The sequence below is a fragment of the endosymbiont of Ridgeia piscesae genome (assembly GCF_001443665.1).
Taxonomy (GTDB): domain Bacteria; phylum Pseudomonadota; class Gammaproteobacteria; order Chromatiales; family Chromatiaceae; genus Endoriftia; species Endoriftia persephonae.
The window spans coordinates 72,938-89,276 of the sequence record NZ_KQ557116.1 but is presented as its reverse complement, the minus strand read 5'-3'; the positions used below and the strand labels follow the sequence as shown (position 1 = coordinate 89,276).

The following is a 16,339-nucleotide window of genomic DNA, read 5'->3' as shown; positions in this document are numbered from 1 at the left end:
TTAGCCTGGGCTCAGATGTTGTTCTCGCGGCACCACTGTTCGAACCAGAGCAGCGGCCAGATGCGGTCGGCCAGGTTGCGCTGTTTCTTCTGGTGGGCATCGATCAGGCGGCGGATCTCATTCTGATCGAAAAATTTAGACGAGCGGCTCTCGGGTGCGAGCAGCAGCTCGCGGGTGAAGTCGTAATATTTGCCGCGCAGCCAGTGTTTCAGGGGCATGCCAAAGCCCTTCTTGCCGCGATTCACGATGTCGTCCGGTACCTTGTCCTTGAGCATCCGCTTGAGCAGATACTTCTGCACCCCGTCGCGGATCTTCACGCTGGTGGGCAGGGTGTTGGCGAACTCCACCAGGCGGTGGTCGAGAAACGGCACCCGCACCTCCAGACTGTTGAGCATCGAGTTGCGGTCGACCTTCACCAGAATATCTTCCGAGAGGTAGGTCTCCTGGTCGGTGGCCATGCGTAGCGCCTGCTCGTCGAGGCCGGGATATTGGAAGTGGGGTTCGAAAAACCAGGCCCCCGGGTCGACATGGGAGCGGTGTTTGCGTAGGAACAGCGCACGCCGCTCGGCCGGTTCCAGATGTCCGACCTTGCGCTGGAAACGTTCGGCGCCGCTCACCGACATGCGGCTCAGCCAGCCCTTGCCCTGCACATGGTTGCCGAGCATGCCAGCGGCGGGCCCCAGCACGCCGCGCCGGACTGCGTTAGGGAGGCGGTCCATCTGCTGCTCGTGGGACTCCCAACGATAGCGCTCGTAGCCGCCGAACAGCTCATCGCCGGCGTCGCCCGAGAGGCAGACCTTCAGGTGTTTGCTTGCCTCCCGGGTGACAAAGTAGGTGGGCAGCGAGGAGGCGTCGGCGAAGGGTTCGTCGAAGTGGGCTACCAGTTTGGGAAACATTAACAGGCTAATTTTGTCGACGATCAGCTCATGGTGGTTGGTCTGGTATTTTTCGGCGACGATGCGGGCGAAGCCCGATTCGTCGAAATCCTCTTCCGAAAAGCCGATGGAGAAGGTCTCAAGGGGCTTATCGAGCTGCTGGCTGGCGAGCGCCACGATCAGGCTGGAGTCGATGCCGCCGCTGAGGAAGGCGCCGACCGGCACGTCACTGCGCAGGCGGATGCGGATCGAGTCGTCGAGCAGCGCCTCCAGCTCAGCCTGATAGTCATCATCGCTTCTGGGTGTGGTGTCGGGTGCGAAGTGCGGTGTCCAGTAGCGGATGGTGCTGATCTCGCCGCGCTCCCAGATCAGGAAGTGGGCCGGCGGCAGCTTGTGGATATTCTGGTAGATGGTGCGTGGTGCCGGCACATAGCCGTAGGCGAGGAAGTCGTCGAGGGCATCCAGATTGACCTCGGTCTTCACGTCCGGATTGCGCAGCAGCGCCTTGAGTTCGCTGCCGAAGGCGAAGACGCCGTTCTGGCTGGTGTAGTAGAGCGGCTTCTCGCCGAGCCGGTCGCGGGCGATGAACAGGCGCTGGCGGTTTTTGTCCCAGATGGCGAAGGCGAACATGCCGTTGAGCGCCTCTAGGCAGTCAATGCCGCGCTCCTCATAGAGGTGCACGATCACCTCGGTGTCGGAGTGGGTCTTGAACTGGTGGCCGTTTTTCAGCAGCTGTTCGCGGATCTCCTTGTAGTTGTAAATCTCGCCGTTGAAGACGATGGCGATGCTGCGATCCTCGTTGAAGATCGGCTGGGCGCCGCCCTCCAGGTCGATGATGCTGAGGCGGCGGTGACCAAGACCGATGTTGCCCTCGACAAACAGCCCTTCACCATCCGGCCCGCGGTGGATTAGGCTGTCGTTCATCTCCTGTAGAATAGGGCGCTCGATGGGGCGCTCGACAGAGTCGTGGCAGATGCCGCAGATTCCACACATGTATAAATCGTCCCTTATTTTTCTGGATGGCAGGGCTCCCGGTGGTTGACCGGTAGACCGCGCCGGTTATACCGCATCCGCTGGTTATCGGCAACGCGGGGAGAAAAGGATAAGACCTGGTCCATACTACCTGGATTCCCAGGGGGGTAAGCGCCGGGAATTCTGCTCAGGTGGGAGCTTCTGGATGAAGCGGCCGCAAGGCGGCTGTTGATGATTCGCGCAAAGGCTTATTAGTTCGATTCTGCTTTTTGTTGCCGCTCGAGCAAATTGTGCACCGCCTTGCGCGGGTCGAGTTGCCGATAGATGACTTGGTAGACCTGCTCGGCGATCGGCATCTCCACGCCGCTGCGCTGGGCCAGCAGGAATACCTCCTGGGCGGTCTGAATCCCCTCCACCTCCTGACCGATCTCTGCACGCGCCTGCTCGACGCTCAAACCCTTGGCCAGCGCCAGCCCCATGCGGCGGTTGCGTGACTGGTTGTCGCTGCAGGTCAGGGCCAGATCGCCAAGCCCGGCCAGCCCCATGAATGTGTCCGGTTTACCGCCGAGGGCGATGCCGAGGCGCATGATCTCGGCCAGGCCGCGGGTGATCAGTGCGGCGCGGGTGTTGGCGCCAAACCCCAGTCCGTCGGCGATGCCGGCAGCGATGGCGATGACGTTTTTGCTGGCGCCGCCGACCTGTACGCCAATCATGTCGTCGCTGGTGTAGGCGCGGAACCAGGGGGCGTGCAGGTAGGCCGCGAGCCGTTCGGCGTGGGCTGGGCTGGAGGCGGCTACGGTGATCGCGGTGGGTAGGCTGCGGGCCACCTCGCCGGCAAAGGTGGGGCCGGAGAGTACCGCCAGATCGTGTTCGGGGAGTATCTCTGCCGCTACCTGGGAGAGCAGTTTTTGGCTGCCGGGCTGGAAGCCTTTGGTGGCCCAGGAGATGCCGGTAGCCGGGTCGAGCAGCGGTTTGATCTGGTTGAGCACGGCACTGAAGGCGTGGCTCGGCACCACCAGCAGCACCTCGTCGGCCCCATCCAGCGACTGCGCCAGATCGGTGGTGGGCTGGAGGTTGTCGGGAAACTCTATGCCGGGCAGAAACTGGTGGTTCTGGCGCTCCCGTGCGAGCCGTTCGATATCTGCCGGGAGATGCCCCCAGAGGGGCACATCAAAGCCGTTTTGCGCAAGCAGGATCGCCAGCGCGCTCCCCCAGGAGCCGGCGCCAAGTACGGCGATCTTGTTGCGCGCCTGGTTCACTGAGGCTCAGTGGGTGGCTTCGCCGCCTGCTTCTGCCATCTTCTGCTGGTGCTGGGCGTAGAGCGCGTCGAAGTTGATCGGTTGCAGCACCATCTGTGGGAAGCTGCCCTTGGTGACCAGATCGGAGATCGCTTCGCGCACGTAGGGGAAGAGCAGGTTGGGGCAGTAGGAGCCCATCAGCGGGCCCATCTCCTGATCCGGAAAGCCGCCGATGCTGAAGATGCCGGCCTGTTGCACCTCGGCCAGATAGGCAGTCTGCTCACCCAGCTTGGTGGTGACGGTGACAGTCAGCACCACCTCGTGGATTCTATCCGCGAGGGTGTTGACCTCACTGTTTATATTGATGTTGGTCTCCGGCTTCCACTCCTGCTGGAAGATTGCCGGGGAGTTTGGGGTCTCAAAAGAGGTGTCTTTGAGGTAGACGCGTTGCAGGGAGAGCTCGCGCTGTGGCTGCTGGTTTGCTTCCTGGTCTGTCATGGGAACTGCTCCTGGTTACTGTAAGTTGTGTTACTTGCGCGTGATCGGCAGATTGGCGCTTTGCCAGGCAAGAATGCCACCGCGCAGGTTGTAGACCTGTTCATAGCCCTGTTTGCGCAGGATCTGGCAGGCGCTGGCGGACTGGGCGCCGGAGCGGCAGCCGATGATGATCGGGCGCTGCTTGTGTTTTTCGAGGGTGGCGAGCTGGTTGCTGAAGCCATTCATCGGGATGTTGAGAGAGTTGATGATATGGCCCTTGTGAAAGTCAGCGGCGGGGCGCACGTCGAGTACCAGCGCGTCCTGCCGGTTGATCATCTCGGTGGCGGCAACCGGGTCGACGCTGCCCTTGTCGCCCTGCAGCAGGTTGTGTACCAGCAGGCCGCTGACGAGCAGAAAGGGGAGTACCAGCATCCAGTGGTTGGTGACGAACTCGATGAGTTGATCCATTCAAAGCCTCAGAAAGAAAACGCTTGGAAAAGTGACGGCAGTGTATAACAGGAGTCGCTCCCGGTTAAGTCGCACCGGGAGGATTATTGAGATGGGTTTCGATCAAGTTGGGATCCAGAAAACCCTTAGCTGCTGTGGGTGCAGAAAACTTCCCGCATCATGCCGATCAGCCGCAACGTGCGGAAGTCACTGACCCGGTAGTAGACCCGGTTGGCGTCCTTGCGCGAGGCGAGAATGCCTTTGTCGCGCAGGATCGCTAAGTGCTGGGAGATGTTGCTCTGCGAGGTGCCGACCTGGTCGACGATCTCCTGCACGCTGACCTCTTGGTCCCCGAGGGTGCAGAGGATCTTCAGCCGCAGTGGGTGGGACATGGCCTTGAGTGAGCGCGAGGCCCGATCGACATCGTCATCAGTAGCGAACAGAGTGTCGACAGCATCGGTATCGGCTTCCAACACGGGTTTGCTCGGTTTACCAAATTTCTGTTGCATCGAGTTACGCCTTAATTATTGTCTAATACAATAATACGCTGTTTATGTTGGGCTTGAGAAGCCCCAGATTTTCTGCTGGATCTTGCCGATTCCACACTTTGATGGAGTTCCCCTCTCTATTGGCGTGTTGTATGCCGCCCAAATAAGTGCCTTAATAGCAGATTTTCTGTAGCACGGGTGATCAGCGCCCGGGAAGCAAAACGAGGTTAAACGCCGCTCATGACGGACAAGCTAAAACCCGTCGTTCTCCTCATCCTGGATGGCTGGGGATATCGGGAAGCGACTGAAGCCAACGCCATAAACTCGGCGAAGACACCGGTTTGGGACCGGCTCTGGAAAGAGTATCCCCACACCCTGATACGCACCTCTGGTGCGGCGGTTGGCCTGCCCGGCGGGCAGATGGGGAACTCGGAGGTCGGGCACCTCAACTTAGGTGCCGGGCGAGTAGTCTATCAGGAGTTTACCCGAGTAGGGCGCTCCATCCGGACCGGCTCCTTCTTCAACAATCAGACGTTGACCAGCGCTGTGGATGCTGCCATCGAAAAGGGCAAGGCAGTGCATATCCTCGGCCTGCTCTCGCCGGGCGGGGTGCACAGCCACGAGGCGCACATTCACGCGATGGCCCGGTTGGCGGTGGAGCGGGGCGCGATACGCACCTACGTACACGCCTTTCTGGATGGCCGGGATACCCCGCCGAAGAGTGCCAATGCATCGATCCGGGCGATGAATGACTGTTTCGATGAGCTGGGACATGGCTCGATCGCCAGTATCATTGGCCGCTACTATGCGATGGACCGGGATCACCGCTGGGATCGCATCGAGGCCGCTTATGATTTGCTGACCCGCGGTGAGGGGATCCACCAGGCGGAGAGCGCCTGCCGGGCGCTGCGGGATGCCTATGCGCGAGAGGAGACCGATGAGTTTGTCGAGGCGACGGCGATCGTGCCGCCGGGAGGCACCCCGGTAAAGATCGAAGATGGCGATGTGGTGATCTTCGTCAACTACCGTTCCGACCGGGCGCGTCAGCTGACACAGGCTTTTATCGATGACGATTTTGATGGTTTCGAGCGCAAAAGCCGGCCGAAGATCCACTCCTTTGTCAGCCTCACTCAATACAATAAGAAGTTCGATATCCCGGTGGCCTTCCCGCCGGAGCGCCTGAACAATGTCTTCGGCGAATATATGGCGCGTCTCGGCATGCGCCAACTGCGCCTTGCAGAGACCGAAAAATATGCCCATGTCACCTTCTTTTTCAACGGTGGGCGGGAGGAGCCGTTCGAGGGAGAGGATCGTATCCTGGTGCCCTCGCCGCAGGTGGCGACCTACGACCTGTGCCCGGAGATGAGCGCCGAGGAGGTGACCGACCACCTGGTGGAGGCGATCGAAGGCGGCAAATACGACGCCATCATCTGCAACTACGCCAATACTGACATGGTCGGGCACACCGGCAAGATGGAGGCCGCGGTGCAGGCGATTGAAACCATTGACCATTGCCTGGGGCGAGTGCAGAAAGCCCTGCACCGGGCCGGTGGCGAGATGCTGATCACCGCCGACCACGGCAATGCAGAGCAGATGGAGGATTTCGACCACCACCAGCCGCATACTGCCCACACCACCAATCCGGTGCCGCTGATCTATGTCGGACGCGAGGCGGAGTTGGAAGAGAGCGGCGCGCTCTGTGACATCGCGCCAACCATGCTGAAGTTGATGGCGGTGGAGCAGCCGACGGAGATGAATGGGCATCCCCTGGTGCGGTTTGAAACCGAGTAGTGGGGATGAGACCGGAGCTGGTGCGCTTGGCTTGGTTGCTGCTAGTCGGATTGGGGCTGGCCTGCGGCATGCCACTGTCAGCCGCACAGCCCGACTACCAGGAAAAAACCGAGGAGCTGCAGCTGATCAAATCGCGTATCAAAGAGCTGCAGTCGAAACTGGAGCAGACTAAGGGCCGACAGCAGCAGCAGAACATCGCCCTGCGCGAGACCGATCAGCACATCGGTGCCCTGGCGCGTCGGGTCAGAGTCATCGAGGTTGGCCTGAAACGTCAGCAGCGGCGGATGGGCAAGCTGGAGCGCCAACGCGCCGATGCCCGCCTGCAGCTCGACAAACACCGCCAGAGCGTGGAGCGACAGATCCGCTCTGCCTACGCCATGGGGCGTCAGGAGAAGATCAAGATCCTCCTGAGTCAGCAGGATCCAGCCGTGGTCAGCCGGGTGATGGTGTATTACGATTATCTTAATGCCGCGCGCCTTAAACAGATGGCAGAGATCCACGAGGTGCTGCAACGGCTCAATCTGATTGAGCAGGAGATCGTCCAGGAGGAGCAGCGGCTGCAGCAGTTGCAAGCCAAAGCAAACACTGAACAACAACGGCTTGAACTGGCGAAGCGGGATCGCGAACAGCTAATTGCCTCTCTCAACAGACAGCTCGCCAGCAAGGGGGTGGAGCTGTCGCAACTGCAGGAGGATGAAACTCAGCTCAGCTCGCTGCTCTCCAGCCTGCAGCAGGCACTGGCGGACATTCCGGTCGATCCGATGCAGCAGAAACCCTTTAGCGTCCGCAAAGGCAAACTGCAGTGGCCGTCGCGCGGACGACTCACGGCGGGTTTCGGCTCGCCGCGGAATGTGGGTGAGCTGCAGTGGGATGGGGTAGTGATTGCCGCCCCGGAAGGGGGCGAGGTGAAGGCGGTACATCGTGGCCGGGTCGCCTTCGCCGACTGGATGCGTGGTTTCGGCCTGCTGCTGATCCTCGACCACGGCGACGGTTATATGAGCCTCTATGGCTATAATCAGAGCCTGTTTAAAGAAACCGGGGAATGGGTCGAGCCGGGTGAGGTGGTGGCCCTGGTTGGCAGCAGTGGCGGCCGTCCCAGCCCTGGTGTTTATTTCGCCATCCGCCACAATGGACGCGCAGTCAATCCGAAAAAATGGTGCCGGCGCAGTCGCGGCAACCGGGTTGGCTGGCTGGTCGAGCCGCCACAGACCCGGGTGGCAGATAAACATGGTATAGCGCCCCGCTCCGGCCGGGCCGATCAACTGAGAAGGGCAGCATGAAGTCAGCTAAGGTACGTAATTTCCTGGTGGGTCTGATGGCAATCAGCATGGGCCAGCTCTCTGCTGTTGCCGCTGCGCAGCAGTCGGAAAGGCCGGCTGCCGAGCTGCCACTGCAAGAGCTACGCGCCTTTGCCGAGATCTTCGGCCGGATCAAGGCTAACTACGTTGAGCCGGTGGACGACAAGACGCTACTGGAGTACGCGATCCGCGGCATGCTCTCCGGTCTCGATCCCCACTCCAGCTATCTGAACGCGGATGAGTACAAGGAGCTGCAGGTCGGCACCACCGGTCAGTTCGGCGGCCTGGGCATCGAGGTCGGCATGGAGGATGGCTTCGTCAAGGTGATCTCACCGATCGATGACACGCCGGCACAGCATGCCGGGGTGCGCGCCGGCGATCTGATCGTGCGTCTCGACGAGACCCCGGTAAAGGGCATGAGCCTGAATGACGCAGTCAAGCTGATGCGCGGTAAGCCCGGTACCAAGATCATCCTGACCATTGTACGTGAAGGCCAGGAGCAGCCGCTCAAGATTGAGGTGGTGCGCGATATCATCAAGGTCACCAGCGTCAAGAGCCGGCTGCTGGAAGATGCCTTCGGCTATGTGCGGATCTCCCAGTTTCAGTCCCACACCACGGATGATCTGCTGAAGGCGATCGAGAAGATGAAGAGCAAAGTGGGCGGACCACTGAAAGGGCTGGTGCTCGATCTGCGCAACAACCCTGGTGGGGTGCTCAACGCGGCAGTCTCAGTGAGTGACGCGTTTCTCGAAGAGGGGCTGATCGTCTATACACAGGGTCGCATCAACGACTCGGCGCTGCGCTTTGAGGCGGCCCCGGACGATGTGCTCAACGGCGCACCGATCGTGGTGCTGGTCAACGCCGGTTCCGCCTCTGCCTCGGAGATTGTGGCCGGTGCGCTGCAGGATCACGACCGGGCGGTGATCATGGGGCGCGCCACCTTCGGCAAGGGCTCGGTGCAGACCATCATCCCGGTTAACAAGGTCTCCGCGGTCAAGCTCACTACTGCCCGCTACTTCACTCCATCCGGCCGTTCGATCCAGGCGGAGGGGATCAAGCCTGACATCGAGCTGCAGGATGTAGAGATTGCCAAGGTGAAGAACAACGGCGTTTCGCCACTCAAGGAGGCCGACCTCTCCGGTCATCTATCGAACGGCAATGGTGACGCCAAAGGGAAGAAGAAAAGGGCGGAGAAGCGTAATAAGGATGACCAGGAGGCGACTGCCGCGCTGCTGGCAAAGGACTATCAGCTCAACGAAGCGCTCAATCTGCTCAAAGGGTTGGCGATCTTCAATCGGCCCGATGCGGGTTGATCGATGTTGCTGAAAAAGCTGCCACGCACGCTCCTGAGCCTGCTCGCTCTGCTGCTGTGCAGCGCAGTGGTGGCGGCTGAGCCTGAGGTGCCTGCAGAGGACGATCCGCCGCTGGTTGCGCTGATCATCGATGACATGGGTAACCTGATGCAGCGTGGCGAGCGCGCCCTGGCGCTGCCCGGCAAGGTCACCTACTCTTTTCTGCCCCACACTCCCTACGCGCGTCAGCAGGCGGATCAGGCGTATCGCCTGGAGCGGGAGGTGATGCTGCCCCTGCCGATGGAGTCGCTTGAGGCGCTGCCCCTTGGTGAGGGCGCCCTGCTCACTGGGATGACAAGCCAGGAGCAGGCGGAGGTGCTGGCTGCAGCAGTCTCCTCGGTGCCCCATCTGGCGGGCATCAACAACCACATGGGCAGCCTGATGACCGCAGATGGCGTGGCGATGCAGCAATTCATGGCGTTGATCCGCGACACCGGGCTGTTCTTTCTCGACAGCCGCACCACCGACAAAACCCTCGCCGAACAGTCGGCTCAAGAGAATCTGGTTGCCACCGGCCGGCGGGATGTGTTTCTCGACAACCTGCGGCAGCCAGAGGCCATCCGTGCCCAGTTCAAGCGGCTGCTAGCGCTTGCCCGCAGCCAGGGCCACGCGATCGGCATCGCTCACCCCCATCCGGAGACCCTCGAGGTGCTGGAAGCACTACTGCCTGAGCTGGAGCAGCAAGGCATCCGACTGGTGCCAGTGTCACAACTTATCAATCAAGGGAGAAGCCAATGGCACGCGTCCTCGTCCCCCTCGCCCAAGGCTGTGAAGAGCTCGAAGCCGTCACCATCACAGATCTACTGACTCGCGCCGGCGTGGAAGTGGTGACGGCCGGTCTGGATGCAGAACCGGTGCTCGCCTCCCGCGGCCTGAAGATCATCCCCGACACCAGCCTCGACCAGGTGCTGGATCAGCGGTTCGACATGATCGTACTGCCCGGTGGCCTGCCGGGCGCCGACCACCTCAACAATGACCCGCGCATTCACTCCCTGCTGCAACGCTTGACCGACGCCGGTGGCTACACTGCGGCGATCTGCGCCGCGCCCAAGGTGCTGGCCAGCGCCGGTCTACTGGATGGACGCGAGGCGACCGGCTATCCGGGAACCCTGGAGGCGCTGGGATTGACACAGGTGCGGCTGAGCGGCGAGGCGGTGGTGACCGACGGCAGGGTGATCACCTCGCGCGGGCCGGGTACCGCGATAGATTTCACTTTGGTGCTGATTGAACGGCTGGTGGGCAAGGCGACACGGGACAAGGTCGAGGCGGGGCTGGTGCGTTGATCTGCCGGATCAACTCTGCGGCGATGAGTTGAGATAGATCACCTCGGCGGAGTCGCTCTTCTCTGCTTGCTCCGGCTTGGGACCATGCTCCGGCACCAGCTGGTGCAGCAGCTCCAGCAGCTTCGCCTCATCCATCGCCTCGCAGGCGGCGCTGATCTGCTCCAGAGTGGCGTTCAGCGCCGCCCACTCGACCCGCCGGTGGCGCGCCAGCCGTACCTTCTCGTGGGCGGTGCCCTCCAGCTGCTCCTTCTCATGAAACAGCTCCTCATAGAGCTTCTCGCCGGGCCGTAGGCCGATGTACTCGATCTCGATATCCTCGCCGGGGGTCTTGCCGGAGAGGCGGATCATCTGCTCTGCCAGGTAGCTGATCTTCACTGGCTCGCCCATGTCGAGGACAAAGATCTCGCCGCCTTGCCCTAGCACCATGGTCTGCATGATCAGCTGGCAGGCCTCGGGGATGGTCATGAAGTAGCGTTCCATGCGCGGATCGGTGACGGTGAGCGGGCCGCCGCTGGCGATCTGCTGACGAAACAGCGGGATCACGCTACCGGCGGAGCCGAGCACGTTGCCAAAGCGCACCGTGATGAAGCGGGTCTGCGACTGCCGGTTCAGATTCTGACAGAAGATCTCCGCCGCGCGTTTGCTTGCCCCCATGATGTTGGCTGGGTTGACCGCCTTGTCGGTGGAGACCAACACAAAGTCGGAGCAGCCGCAACGGTGTGCCGCCAGCGCGACGTTTTGGGTGCCGAGCACGTTGTTGCGCAGCGCCTGGCGGAGCTGTGGCTCGAGCATCGGCACATGCTTGTAGGCGGCGGCGTGGAACACCACTTGTGGGCGGTGCTGGTCGAAGGCGTGGTTGAGATAAGCGGCGTCGGTGACATCCCCCAGCTGGTAGGCCAGATTCAGTTGTGGGAAGTGTTGGCGCAGCTCCATCTCGATGGTGTAGAGGTTGAACTCACTGTTCTCGAACAGCACCAGCTGCGCCGGGCCGAGGGCGGCGAGCTGACGGCACAGTTCGGAGCCGATCGAACCGCCGGCACCAGTGACCAGGATGCGTTTGCCAGCCAGCGCCTGGCGGATCTCCGGCCAGTCGAGGGAGACCGGTTCGCGGCCGAGCAGATCCTCGATACTGACCTCGCGCAGCTGGTTGATCTGTACATTGCCTGACATCAGATCCTGCAGTTGCGGCACCGAGCGGAAGGGCACGCCGGCCTGTTCGCAATACTCCACCACCCGGCGCATTTGCCTGGAGGTGGCGGAGGGGATGGCGATCATGATCAGGTCGATCTCGTGCTCGCGGACCAGATCGGGGATCTGCTGGCAGGCGCCAGCCACCGGGATGCCGTGGATCTCGCGCTTGTGGCGGCGACGGTTGTCATCGGCGAAGGCGATCGGTTGGAATGCCTCGCGGCGGTTGCGCAGGATGTCGCGGGTGAGCATCTCACCTGCCTTGCCGGAGCCGACGATCAGCACTCGCTGACCGGCGGAGAGGTAGAGGTGGTGATCCTTTAACCAGCGGTAGAGCAGGCGCGGCCCGCTCAGCAGTACCACTAGCAGCAGCGCGTGGAGCAAAGGCACCGAGCGGGGGATGCCGACGCCGCGGGTGATCAGGAACAGGGTCGCCATAGCAATCGCGGTACCGATGACGATGGCTTTGAGGATGCGCAGCAGGTCGGGCAGTGAGGAGAAGCGCCAGATGCCCCGATAGAGCCCGAGGAAGAGGAAGGTGGCGGCCTGTACCGGCAACAAGATCAGCAGCGCAAACAGCCCGGCCTGGAGATAGTCGTCGGGGATCGTCTCCAGATTGAAGCGCAGCCAGTAGGCACCCAGCCAGGCCAGCGGCACCATCAGCAGATCATGCAGAAAAGCGGTGCCAGTGGAGCGAAAGCGCGGCGGGATAAAATTGATCAGATGCGGCATGGCGCTTCCTGTGTGACTCTTCGCTCGGGTATCATCGGCGGCGGCCTCTACATGATGCGATGGCTCGCCTGGCTCAGCGGCTGATGATTCTGCCACAGACAGAGCTCCCGGTCGCTACAGCGCGCCCCAATTGGACAAGGGCGGCTGCCACAGTCTGGCTGCGATCACAGAGATATTATGCTGCTTCGACACACGCTGATCTATTTTTTTGCCAAATTCGGCCCGGGCCTGATCAATCTGCTGGCGCTGATCCTCTACACTCGGCTGCTGGATCCCCAGGCGTATGGTCGTTTTTCGGTAATCTTTTCGCTGGTCAGTTTCTTCAACATTTTCCTCTATTACTGGCTCAGGGTAAGCATCACCCGGCTGCGTCCACGCTACCCGGATCCGGCCCAGGGGTTGGGCCAAGCCATTCTCATCGGTTTTGTGACGGCGAGTCTGCTGGGGGTATTGCCCTTTGTCGGCGCGCTTGTCTGGTTCTCCGATGGGGGTTGGTTGGTGTTGCTGGCGCTGTTGCTGATGTGGTCGCTGGGTGGATTCGAGATGACCCTGGAGTTACTGCGCTCCGGTGCTCGGCCAGCCCGTTTTGGGGTGACCAGCCTGGTCAAGTCGGTCGCTGCGCTGCTGATCTCGTTGGCGCTGATCGAGGCTGGTTATGATAGTGTGGTGGCCCTGTTAATGGGTTTGTTGCTCGCTACCCTGTTGGGTATTGTTATCAATCTTCGACTCTGGCGTGAAATGATCCGTCCAGGGCCGCACATCGCCAGCCGGCTACGTGAGCTGGGCCATTTTGGCTGGCCGCTGGCGGTCAACTTTGTGCTGCTGACGCTGGTCTCGGTGACCGACCGGATCATGCTCTCGGCGATCAGCGGTGACAGCGAGGCGGGCATCTACTCTGCCGCTGACAATCTGGTGCAGTACTCTCTGCCGCTACTCATGGTGGTGGTTAACCTGGCCGCCTATCCGCTGATCATGCAGGCATTTGAGAACCAGGGTGAGGAGGCCGCCAGGGCGCGTATCCGACACCATTTTCTACTGTTGTTCGGGCTGGGGCTACCCAGCAGCGCGGGTATCATCGTGCTGGCGGAGGGGCTGGCAGCGGTGGTGTTGGGGCGCGATTTTTCCACAGCGGGGGCGGAGCTGATACCCTATATTGCCCTATCGGCCTTTCTGTTGAGCATCAAAGCGGGCTATTTCGACCTCTCGTTCCAGCTACAGCGCAACACCCTGGGTCAAGTCTGGGCTGCGGGGGCGGCGGCAGCGGTGAATATCCTGCTGAATCTGCTGCTGATTCCGCAGATGGGGATGCAGGGGGCAGCTATCGCCAGTGTCGCAGCGGCACTGACCGCGGTGGTGATCAGCGCCTTGCTTGGACGCCGCCACTTCCGGCTGCCCTTCCCTCGACAGGATTTTATTAAAATAGCCGCGGCGGCCCTGATGATGGGGGGGGTGCTGTGGATTATCGGTTTTGCGCCGGGGGTGGTTGGTCTGCTGCTGGGAGTGTTGTGCGGACTGGTGGTTTATGGGGTGATGCTGCTGCTGTTTAATCCGGGCAACCTCACCTATGAGTTGGCAAGACGCTGGCGCAGGGTAAAAAGTGATGCCTGACAGGCAGTCTGAAGGCAGAGTGAGCGGATGGCGATAGTCGATAAACATAAACTCCTGGAGCATGTAGAGGGGCGCAGTGAACTCACTCTGGAGTTGGGCTGTGGCGCCCGCAAGCGCGATCCCAAGGCGATCGGCATTGATGCCCTCGATCACGAGGCGGTGGACATTGTCGGTGATGTGCTGGATGTGTTGCGGCAGCTTCCGGACGATGCCGTCGCCTCGGTCTCCTCCTACCACTTTGTCGAGCATGTGGAGGATATCGAGGGGTTGATGCGGGAGCTGGCCCGGGTAATCCGCCCCGGCGGCAAGCTGCTGTTTGTCGCGCCGCACTTCTCCAATCCTTACTACTACTCCGACTACACGCATCAGCGTCCCTTCGGTCTCTACAGCTTCTCCTATCTGGCGGAAGACCGGCTGTTTAGCCGTCGGGTGCACAACTACCAGCAGCTCAATGCGTTTGAGATCCGGGCGGTGAAGCTGATCTTCAAATCCCCACGCCCCTTCTATGTGCGTTATGGCCTGAAGCGTATCTGGCAGCTGTTGTTCAACCTCAATACCTACCTGATGGAGTTCTACGAGGAGAACCTCTGCTACCTGTTTCCCTGCTATGAGGTGCGCTATCAGCTGGTAAAGAAGGGTGGGGACAGCCCGGCATGAAGGTGCTTTTGTTGAGCCGTTACGGTCGCATGGGCGCCAGCAGCCGTATCCGCTCCTACCAGTATCTGCCCTATCTGCAAGGCCAGGGCATCGAGGTGGAGGTCGCGCCGCTGTTTAGTGATGACTACCTGAAACAGAAGTACCAGGGGCAGGTCAGTACGGCAGGGGTGTTCAGATGCTATCTTCAGCGGCTGCAGCAGCTGCTGCGGGCCAGAAAGTTCGACGTGCTGTGGATCGAAAAGGAACTCTTCCCCTGGCTGCCGGCGCTGGCCGAACAGCTGCTATCGCTGTTCAAGGTCCCCTATGTGGTGGACTATGATGACGCGATCTTCCATCGCTACGATCTGCACCGCCGCAAGCTGATCCGCCAACTGTTGGGAAACAAACTCGACCAGGTCATGCGTGGTGCCAGTCTGGTGATCGCCGGCAACAGCTATTTGGCGGAACGGGCTGAGCGCACCGGTGCGCGCTGGGTGGAGATCCTGCCCACGGTGATCGATCTGGCGCGTTATGAGGCTAGGCCTGCCGTGGAAAGCGAGGCGTTTGTCATCGGTTGGATCGGCTCACCGATCAACACCCCCTACCTCAAGCTGATCGAACCGGCGTTGACCGAGATCTGTCGTGACCATCAGGCCCGACTGCTGCTGGTGGGGGCCGACTCCATTGAGCTGAAGGGGGTGCCGATCGAACATCGCAGCTGGTCAGAGGCGGATGAGGTGGTCAATATCCTCGACTTCGATGTCGGCATCATGCCGCTGCCCGATACCCCCTGGTCGCGGGGCAAGTGCGGCTACAAACTAATCCAGTACATGGCCTGTGGCCGCCCGGTGGTGGGTTCGCGGATTGGCGCCAACATCGATGTCGTGGAGCCGGGCGTAAACGGCTTTTTGGCCGATTCGATGGATGAGTGGGTCGACGTCCTGAGTCGCTTGCGCAACGACCGTCAGCTCAGAATCGAGCAGGGTGCGGCGGGCCGCCGGCGAGTTGAACAACACTACTGCACTGCGCTGACTGCGCCCAAACTGGCCGGCCTGCTTCAGCGACTGATCGAGTACCAATCAGCATGAACATCAAACAAGCCGTCCCCTGGTGGCTGAAGATCGTGATTAAAATCCTGCTCAGCCGGCTGCCGGTGGCCTATCGTCTCTGGCACCGGCTGGGGATTTTTCAGCATGGCCGGATGGCGCCTCAAGAGTATGCGCTGAAGGTCTTCGAACGCCACCTCACCCAAGCCGGTATGGCGGATAGAGTGGCAGGTGCACGCGTGCTGGAGCTGGGGCCGGGTGATTCGATTGCAACGGCGCTGATCGTCGCAGCCTATGGGGGAGAGGCGGTGCTGGTCGATGTAGGGGCCTTTGCCGACGCCGACCCGCAGACCTATCGGGCGTTGGCGGAATATCTAAAGGCGCAGGGACTCAATCCTCCCGATCTCTCTCAGGCCGGCTCGCTGGATATGATCCTCTCTGCCTGTGGCGCTCGTTACCTGACCGAAGGGCTGAAGAGTCTGCATGAGATTGAGGCCGACAGCATCGACCTGATCTTCTCCCAGGCGGTGCTGGAGCATGTGCGGTTGGCCGAGTTCGACCCGACCCTGGCTGAGTTCCGGCGCATCCTGCGCTCCGGCGGACTCTGCTCGCATCAGGTCGACCTGAAGGATCATCTGGCCGCCAGCCTCAACAACCTGCGCTTCTCCAAGCGTTTGTGGGAGAGCGATTTTTTCGCCAGCTCCGGCTTCTACACCAACCGGATCCGCTACGGTGAGATGCTGAAACGCTTCGAAGCGGCGGGGTTTGCGGTCGAGGTGTGCGGGGAGGAGCGCTGGGATGCACTGCCCCTGGCGCGAGCCAAGCTGAATCAAGCATTCCAGCAGATTCCGGACCAGCAACTGCTGATCTCCAGTTTTGATGTATTGCTGCGGTCGCGGGGTTGAACG

General features: G+C 61.1%; 15 protein-coding genes. 9 read left to right on the top strand and 6 right to left on the bottom strand.

Annotation, left to right across the window (positions count from 1 at the left end):
• Positions 1 to 11 precede the first annotated feature (11 nt).
• The 5 genes from asnB to Ga0074115_RS01570 form a co-directional block, all read right to left on the bottom strand.
• Positions 12 to 1,868, bottom strand: coding sequence for an asparagine synthase (glutamine-hydrolyzing) (asnB, locus tag Ga0074115_RS01590; protein WP_060528140.1), 1,857 nt, complete (start codon positions 1,866 to 1,868; stop codon positions 12 to 14).
• 230 nt (positions 1,869 to 2,098) lie between these two features.
• Entirely contained in the window at positions 2,099 to 3,106 is a 1,008-nt protein-coding gene (locus Ga0074115_RS01585) for an NAD(P)H-dependent glycerol-3-phosphate dehydrogenase (RefSeq protein WP_057956145.1), read from the bottom strand.
• 6 nt (positions 3,107 to 3,112) lie between these two features.
• On the bottom strand, positions 3,113 to 3,583 hold the full coding sequence (gene secB / locus Ga0074115_RS01580; protein ID WP_057956144.1) for a protein-export chaperone SecB: 471 nt from the start codon (positions 3,581 to 3,583) through the stop codon (positions 3,113 to 3,115).
• Positions 3,584 to 3,613: 30 nt separating this feature from the next.
• Positions 3,614 to 4,030: a rhodanese-like domain-containing protein gene (locus tag Ga0074115_RS01575; protein WP_005964253.1), complete on the bottom strand. Its 417-nt coding sequence runs from the start codon at positions 4,028 to 4,030 to the stop codon at positions 3,614 to 3,616.
• 125 nt (positions 4,031 to 4,155) lie between these two features.
• Positions 4,156 to 4,518 carry an ArsR/SmtB family transcription factor gene (locus tag Ga0074115_RS01570; RefSeq protein WP_005964249.1) on the bottom strand — a complete coding sequence of 121 codons (363 nt, stop codon included), beginning with the start codon at positions 4,516 to 4,518 and terminating at the stop codon, positions 4,156 to 4,158.
• Between the two features lie 219 nt (positions 4,519 to 4,737).
• On the opposite strand from Ga0074115_RS01570, the gene gpmI reads away from it, so the two are divergent.
• Genes gpmI through Ga0074115_RS01545 form a run of 5 tightly spaced genes read left to right on the top strand, consistent with a single transcriptional unit; the run spans position 4,738 to position 10,221 of the window.
• Positions 4,738 to 6,288: a 2,3-bisphosphoglycerate-independent phosphoglycerate mutase gene (gene gpmI / locus Ga0074115_RS01565; RefSeq protein ID WP_057956143.1), complete on the top strand. Its 1,551-nt coding sequence runs from the start codon at positions 4,738 to 4,740 to the stop codon at positions 6,286 to 6,288.
• Positions 6,289 to 6,293: 5 nt separating this feature from the next.
• On the top strand, positions 6,294 to 7,568 hold the full coding sequence (locus Ga0074115_RS01560) for a murein hydrolase activator EnvC family protein (protein WP_057956142.1): 1,275 nt from the start codon (positions 6,294 to 6,296) through the stop codon (positions 7,566 to 7,568).
• Entirely contained in the window at positions 7,565 to 8,899 is a 1,335-nt protein-coding gene (locus Ga0074115_RS01555; RefSeq protein ID WP_060528139.1) for a S41 family peptidase, read from the top strand. Before Ga0074115_RS01560 ends, Ga0074115_RS01555 begins: the two co-directional genes overlap by 4 nt.
• A gap of 3 nt (positions 8,900 to 8,902) precedes the next feature.
• Positions 8,903 to 9,745, top strand: a complete 843-nt coding sequence (locus tag Ga0074115_RS01550) for a divergent polysaccharide deacetylase family protein (protein ID WP_060528138.1) — start codon at positions 8,903 to 8,905, stop codon at positions 9,743 to 9,745.
• Complete coding sequence (locus Ga0074115_RS01545; RefSeq protein ID WP_082626819.1) at positions 9,673 to 10,221, top strand: DJ-1 family glyoxalase III; 549 nt, start codon at positions 9,673 to 9,675, stop codon at positions 10,219 to 10,221. Before Ga0074115_RS01550 ends, Ga0074115_RS01545 begins: the two co-directional genes overlap by 73 nt.
• A gap of 9 nt (positions 10,222 to 10,230) precedes the next feature.
• Here Ga0074115_RS01545 and Ga0074115_RS01540 read toward each other — a convergent pair whose 3' ends face one another.
• The gene (locus Ga0074115_RS01540) at positions 10,231 to 12,141 is read right to left on the bottom strand and encodes a polysaccharide biosynthesis protein (RefSeq protein WP_057956138.1); all 1,911 of its coding nucleotides are present in this window, start codon (positions 12,139 to 12,141) and stop codon (positions 10,231 to 10,233) included.
• 177 nt (positions 12,142 to 12,318) lie between these two features.
• On the opposite strand from Ga0074115_RS01540, the gene Ga0074115_RS01535 reads away from it, so the two are divergent.
• From Ga0074115_RS01535 to Ga0074115_RS01520, 4 genes are read left to right on the top strand one after another with little or no spacing between them, the layout of a single operon-like run.
• On the top strand, positions 12,319 to 13,749 hold the full coding sequence (locus Ga0074115_RS01535; RefSeq protein ID WP_057956137.1) for a lipopolysaccharide biosynthesis protein: 1,431 nt from the start codon (positions 12,319 to 12,321) through the stop codon (positions 13,747 to 13,749).
• Between the two features lie 27 nt (positions 13,750 to 13,776).
• Positions 13,777 to 14,406 carry a class I SAM-dependent methyltransferase gene (locus Ga0074115_RS01530; protein ID WP_057956136.1) on the top strand — a complete coding sequence of 210 codons (630 nt, stop codon included), beginning with the start codon at positions 13,777 to 13,779 and terminating at the stop codon, positions 14,404 to 14,406.
• Positions 14,403 to 15,473: a glycosyltransferase family 4 protein gene (locus tag Ga0074115_RS01525; protein WP_060528137.1), complete on the top strand. Its 1,071-nt coding sequence runs from the start codon at positions 14,403 to 14,405 to the stop codon at positions 15,471 to 15,473. The genes Ga0074115_RS01530 and Ga0074115_RS01525 overlap by 4 nt, the downstream gene beginning before the upstream one ends.
• Positions 15,470 to 16,336, top strand: coding sequence for a class I SAM-dependent methyltransferase (locus Ga0074115_RS01520; protein ID WP_057956135.1), 867 nt, complete (start codon positions 15,470 to 15,472; stop codon positions 16,334 to 16,336). The genes Ga0074115_RS01525 and Ga0074115_RS01520 overlap by 4 nt, the downstream gene beginning before the upstream one ends.
• The last annotated feature ends 3 nt before the right edge of the window (positions 16,337 to 16,339 follow it).

What these genes read in the sequence shown, in the direction of transcription:
- Ga0074115_RS01555 (WP_060528139.1), top strand. Translation starts at nt 7,565, where the DNA reads ATGAAGTCAGCTAAGGTACGTAATTTCCTGGTGGGTCTGATGGCAATC.
- Ga0074115_RS01560 (WP_057956142.1), top strand. Translation starts at nt 6,294, where the DNA reads ATGAGACCGGAGCTGGTGCGCTTGGCTTGGTTGCTGCTAGTCGGATTG.
- Ga0074115_RS01570 (WP_005964249.1), bottom strand. Translation starts at nt 4,518, where the DNA reads ATGCAACAGAAATTTGGTAAACCGAGCAAACCCGTGTTGGAAGCCGAT.
- Ga0074115_RS01530 (WP_057956136.1), top strand. Translation starts at nt 13,777, where the DNA reads ATGGCGATAGTCGATAAACATAAACTCCTGGAGCATGTAGAGGGGCGC.
- asnB (WP_060528140.1), bottom strand. Translation starts at nt 1,868, where the DNA reads ATGTGTGGAATCTGCGGCATCTGCCACGACTCTGTCGAGCGCCCCATC.
- Ga0074115_RS01540 (WP_057956138.1), bottom strand. Translation starts at nt 12,141, where the DNA reads ATGCCGCATCTGATCAATTTTATCCCGCCGCGCTTTCGCTCCACTGGC.
- Ga0074115_RS01535 (WP_057956137.1), top strand. Translation starts at nt 12,319, where the DNA reads ATGCTGCTTCGACACACGCTGATCTATTTTTTTGCCAAATTCGGCCCG.
- Ga0074115_RS01525 (WP_060528137.1), top strand. Translation starts at nt 14,403, where the DNA reads ATGAAGGTGCTTTTGTTGAGCCGTTACGGTCGCATGGGCGCCAGCAGC.
- Ga0074115_RS01575 (WP_005964253.1), bottom strand. Translation starts at nt 4,030, where the DNA reads ATGGATCAACTCATCGAGTTCGTCACCAACCACTGGATGCTGGTACTC.
- Ga0074115_RS01550 (WP_060528138.1), top strand. Translation starts at nt 8,903, where the DNA reads ATGTTGCTGAAAAAGCTGCCACGCACGCTCCTGAGCCTGCTCGCTCTG.
- gpmI (WP_057956143.1), top strand. Translation starts at nt 4,738, where the DNA reads ATGACGGACAAGCTAAAACCCGTCGTTCTCCTCATCCTGGATGGCTGG.
- Ga0074115_RS01520 (WP_057956135.1), top strand. Translation starts at nt 15,470, where the DNA reads ATGAACATCAAACAAGCCGTCCCCTGGTGGCTGAAGATCGTGATTAAA.
- Ga0074115_RS01545 (WP_082626819.1), top strand. Translation starts at nt 9,673, where the DNA reads ATGGCACGCGTCCTCGTCCCCCTCGCCCAAGGCTGTGAAGAGCTCGAA.
- secB (WP_057956144.1), bottom strand. Translation starts at nt 3,583, where the DNA reads ATGACAGACCAGGAAGCAAACCAGCAGCCACAGCGCGAGCTCTCCCTG.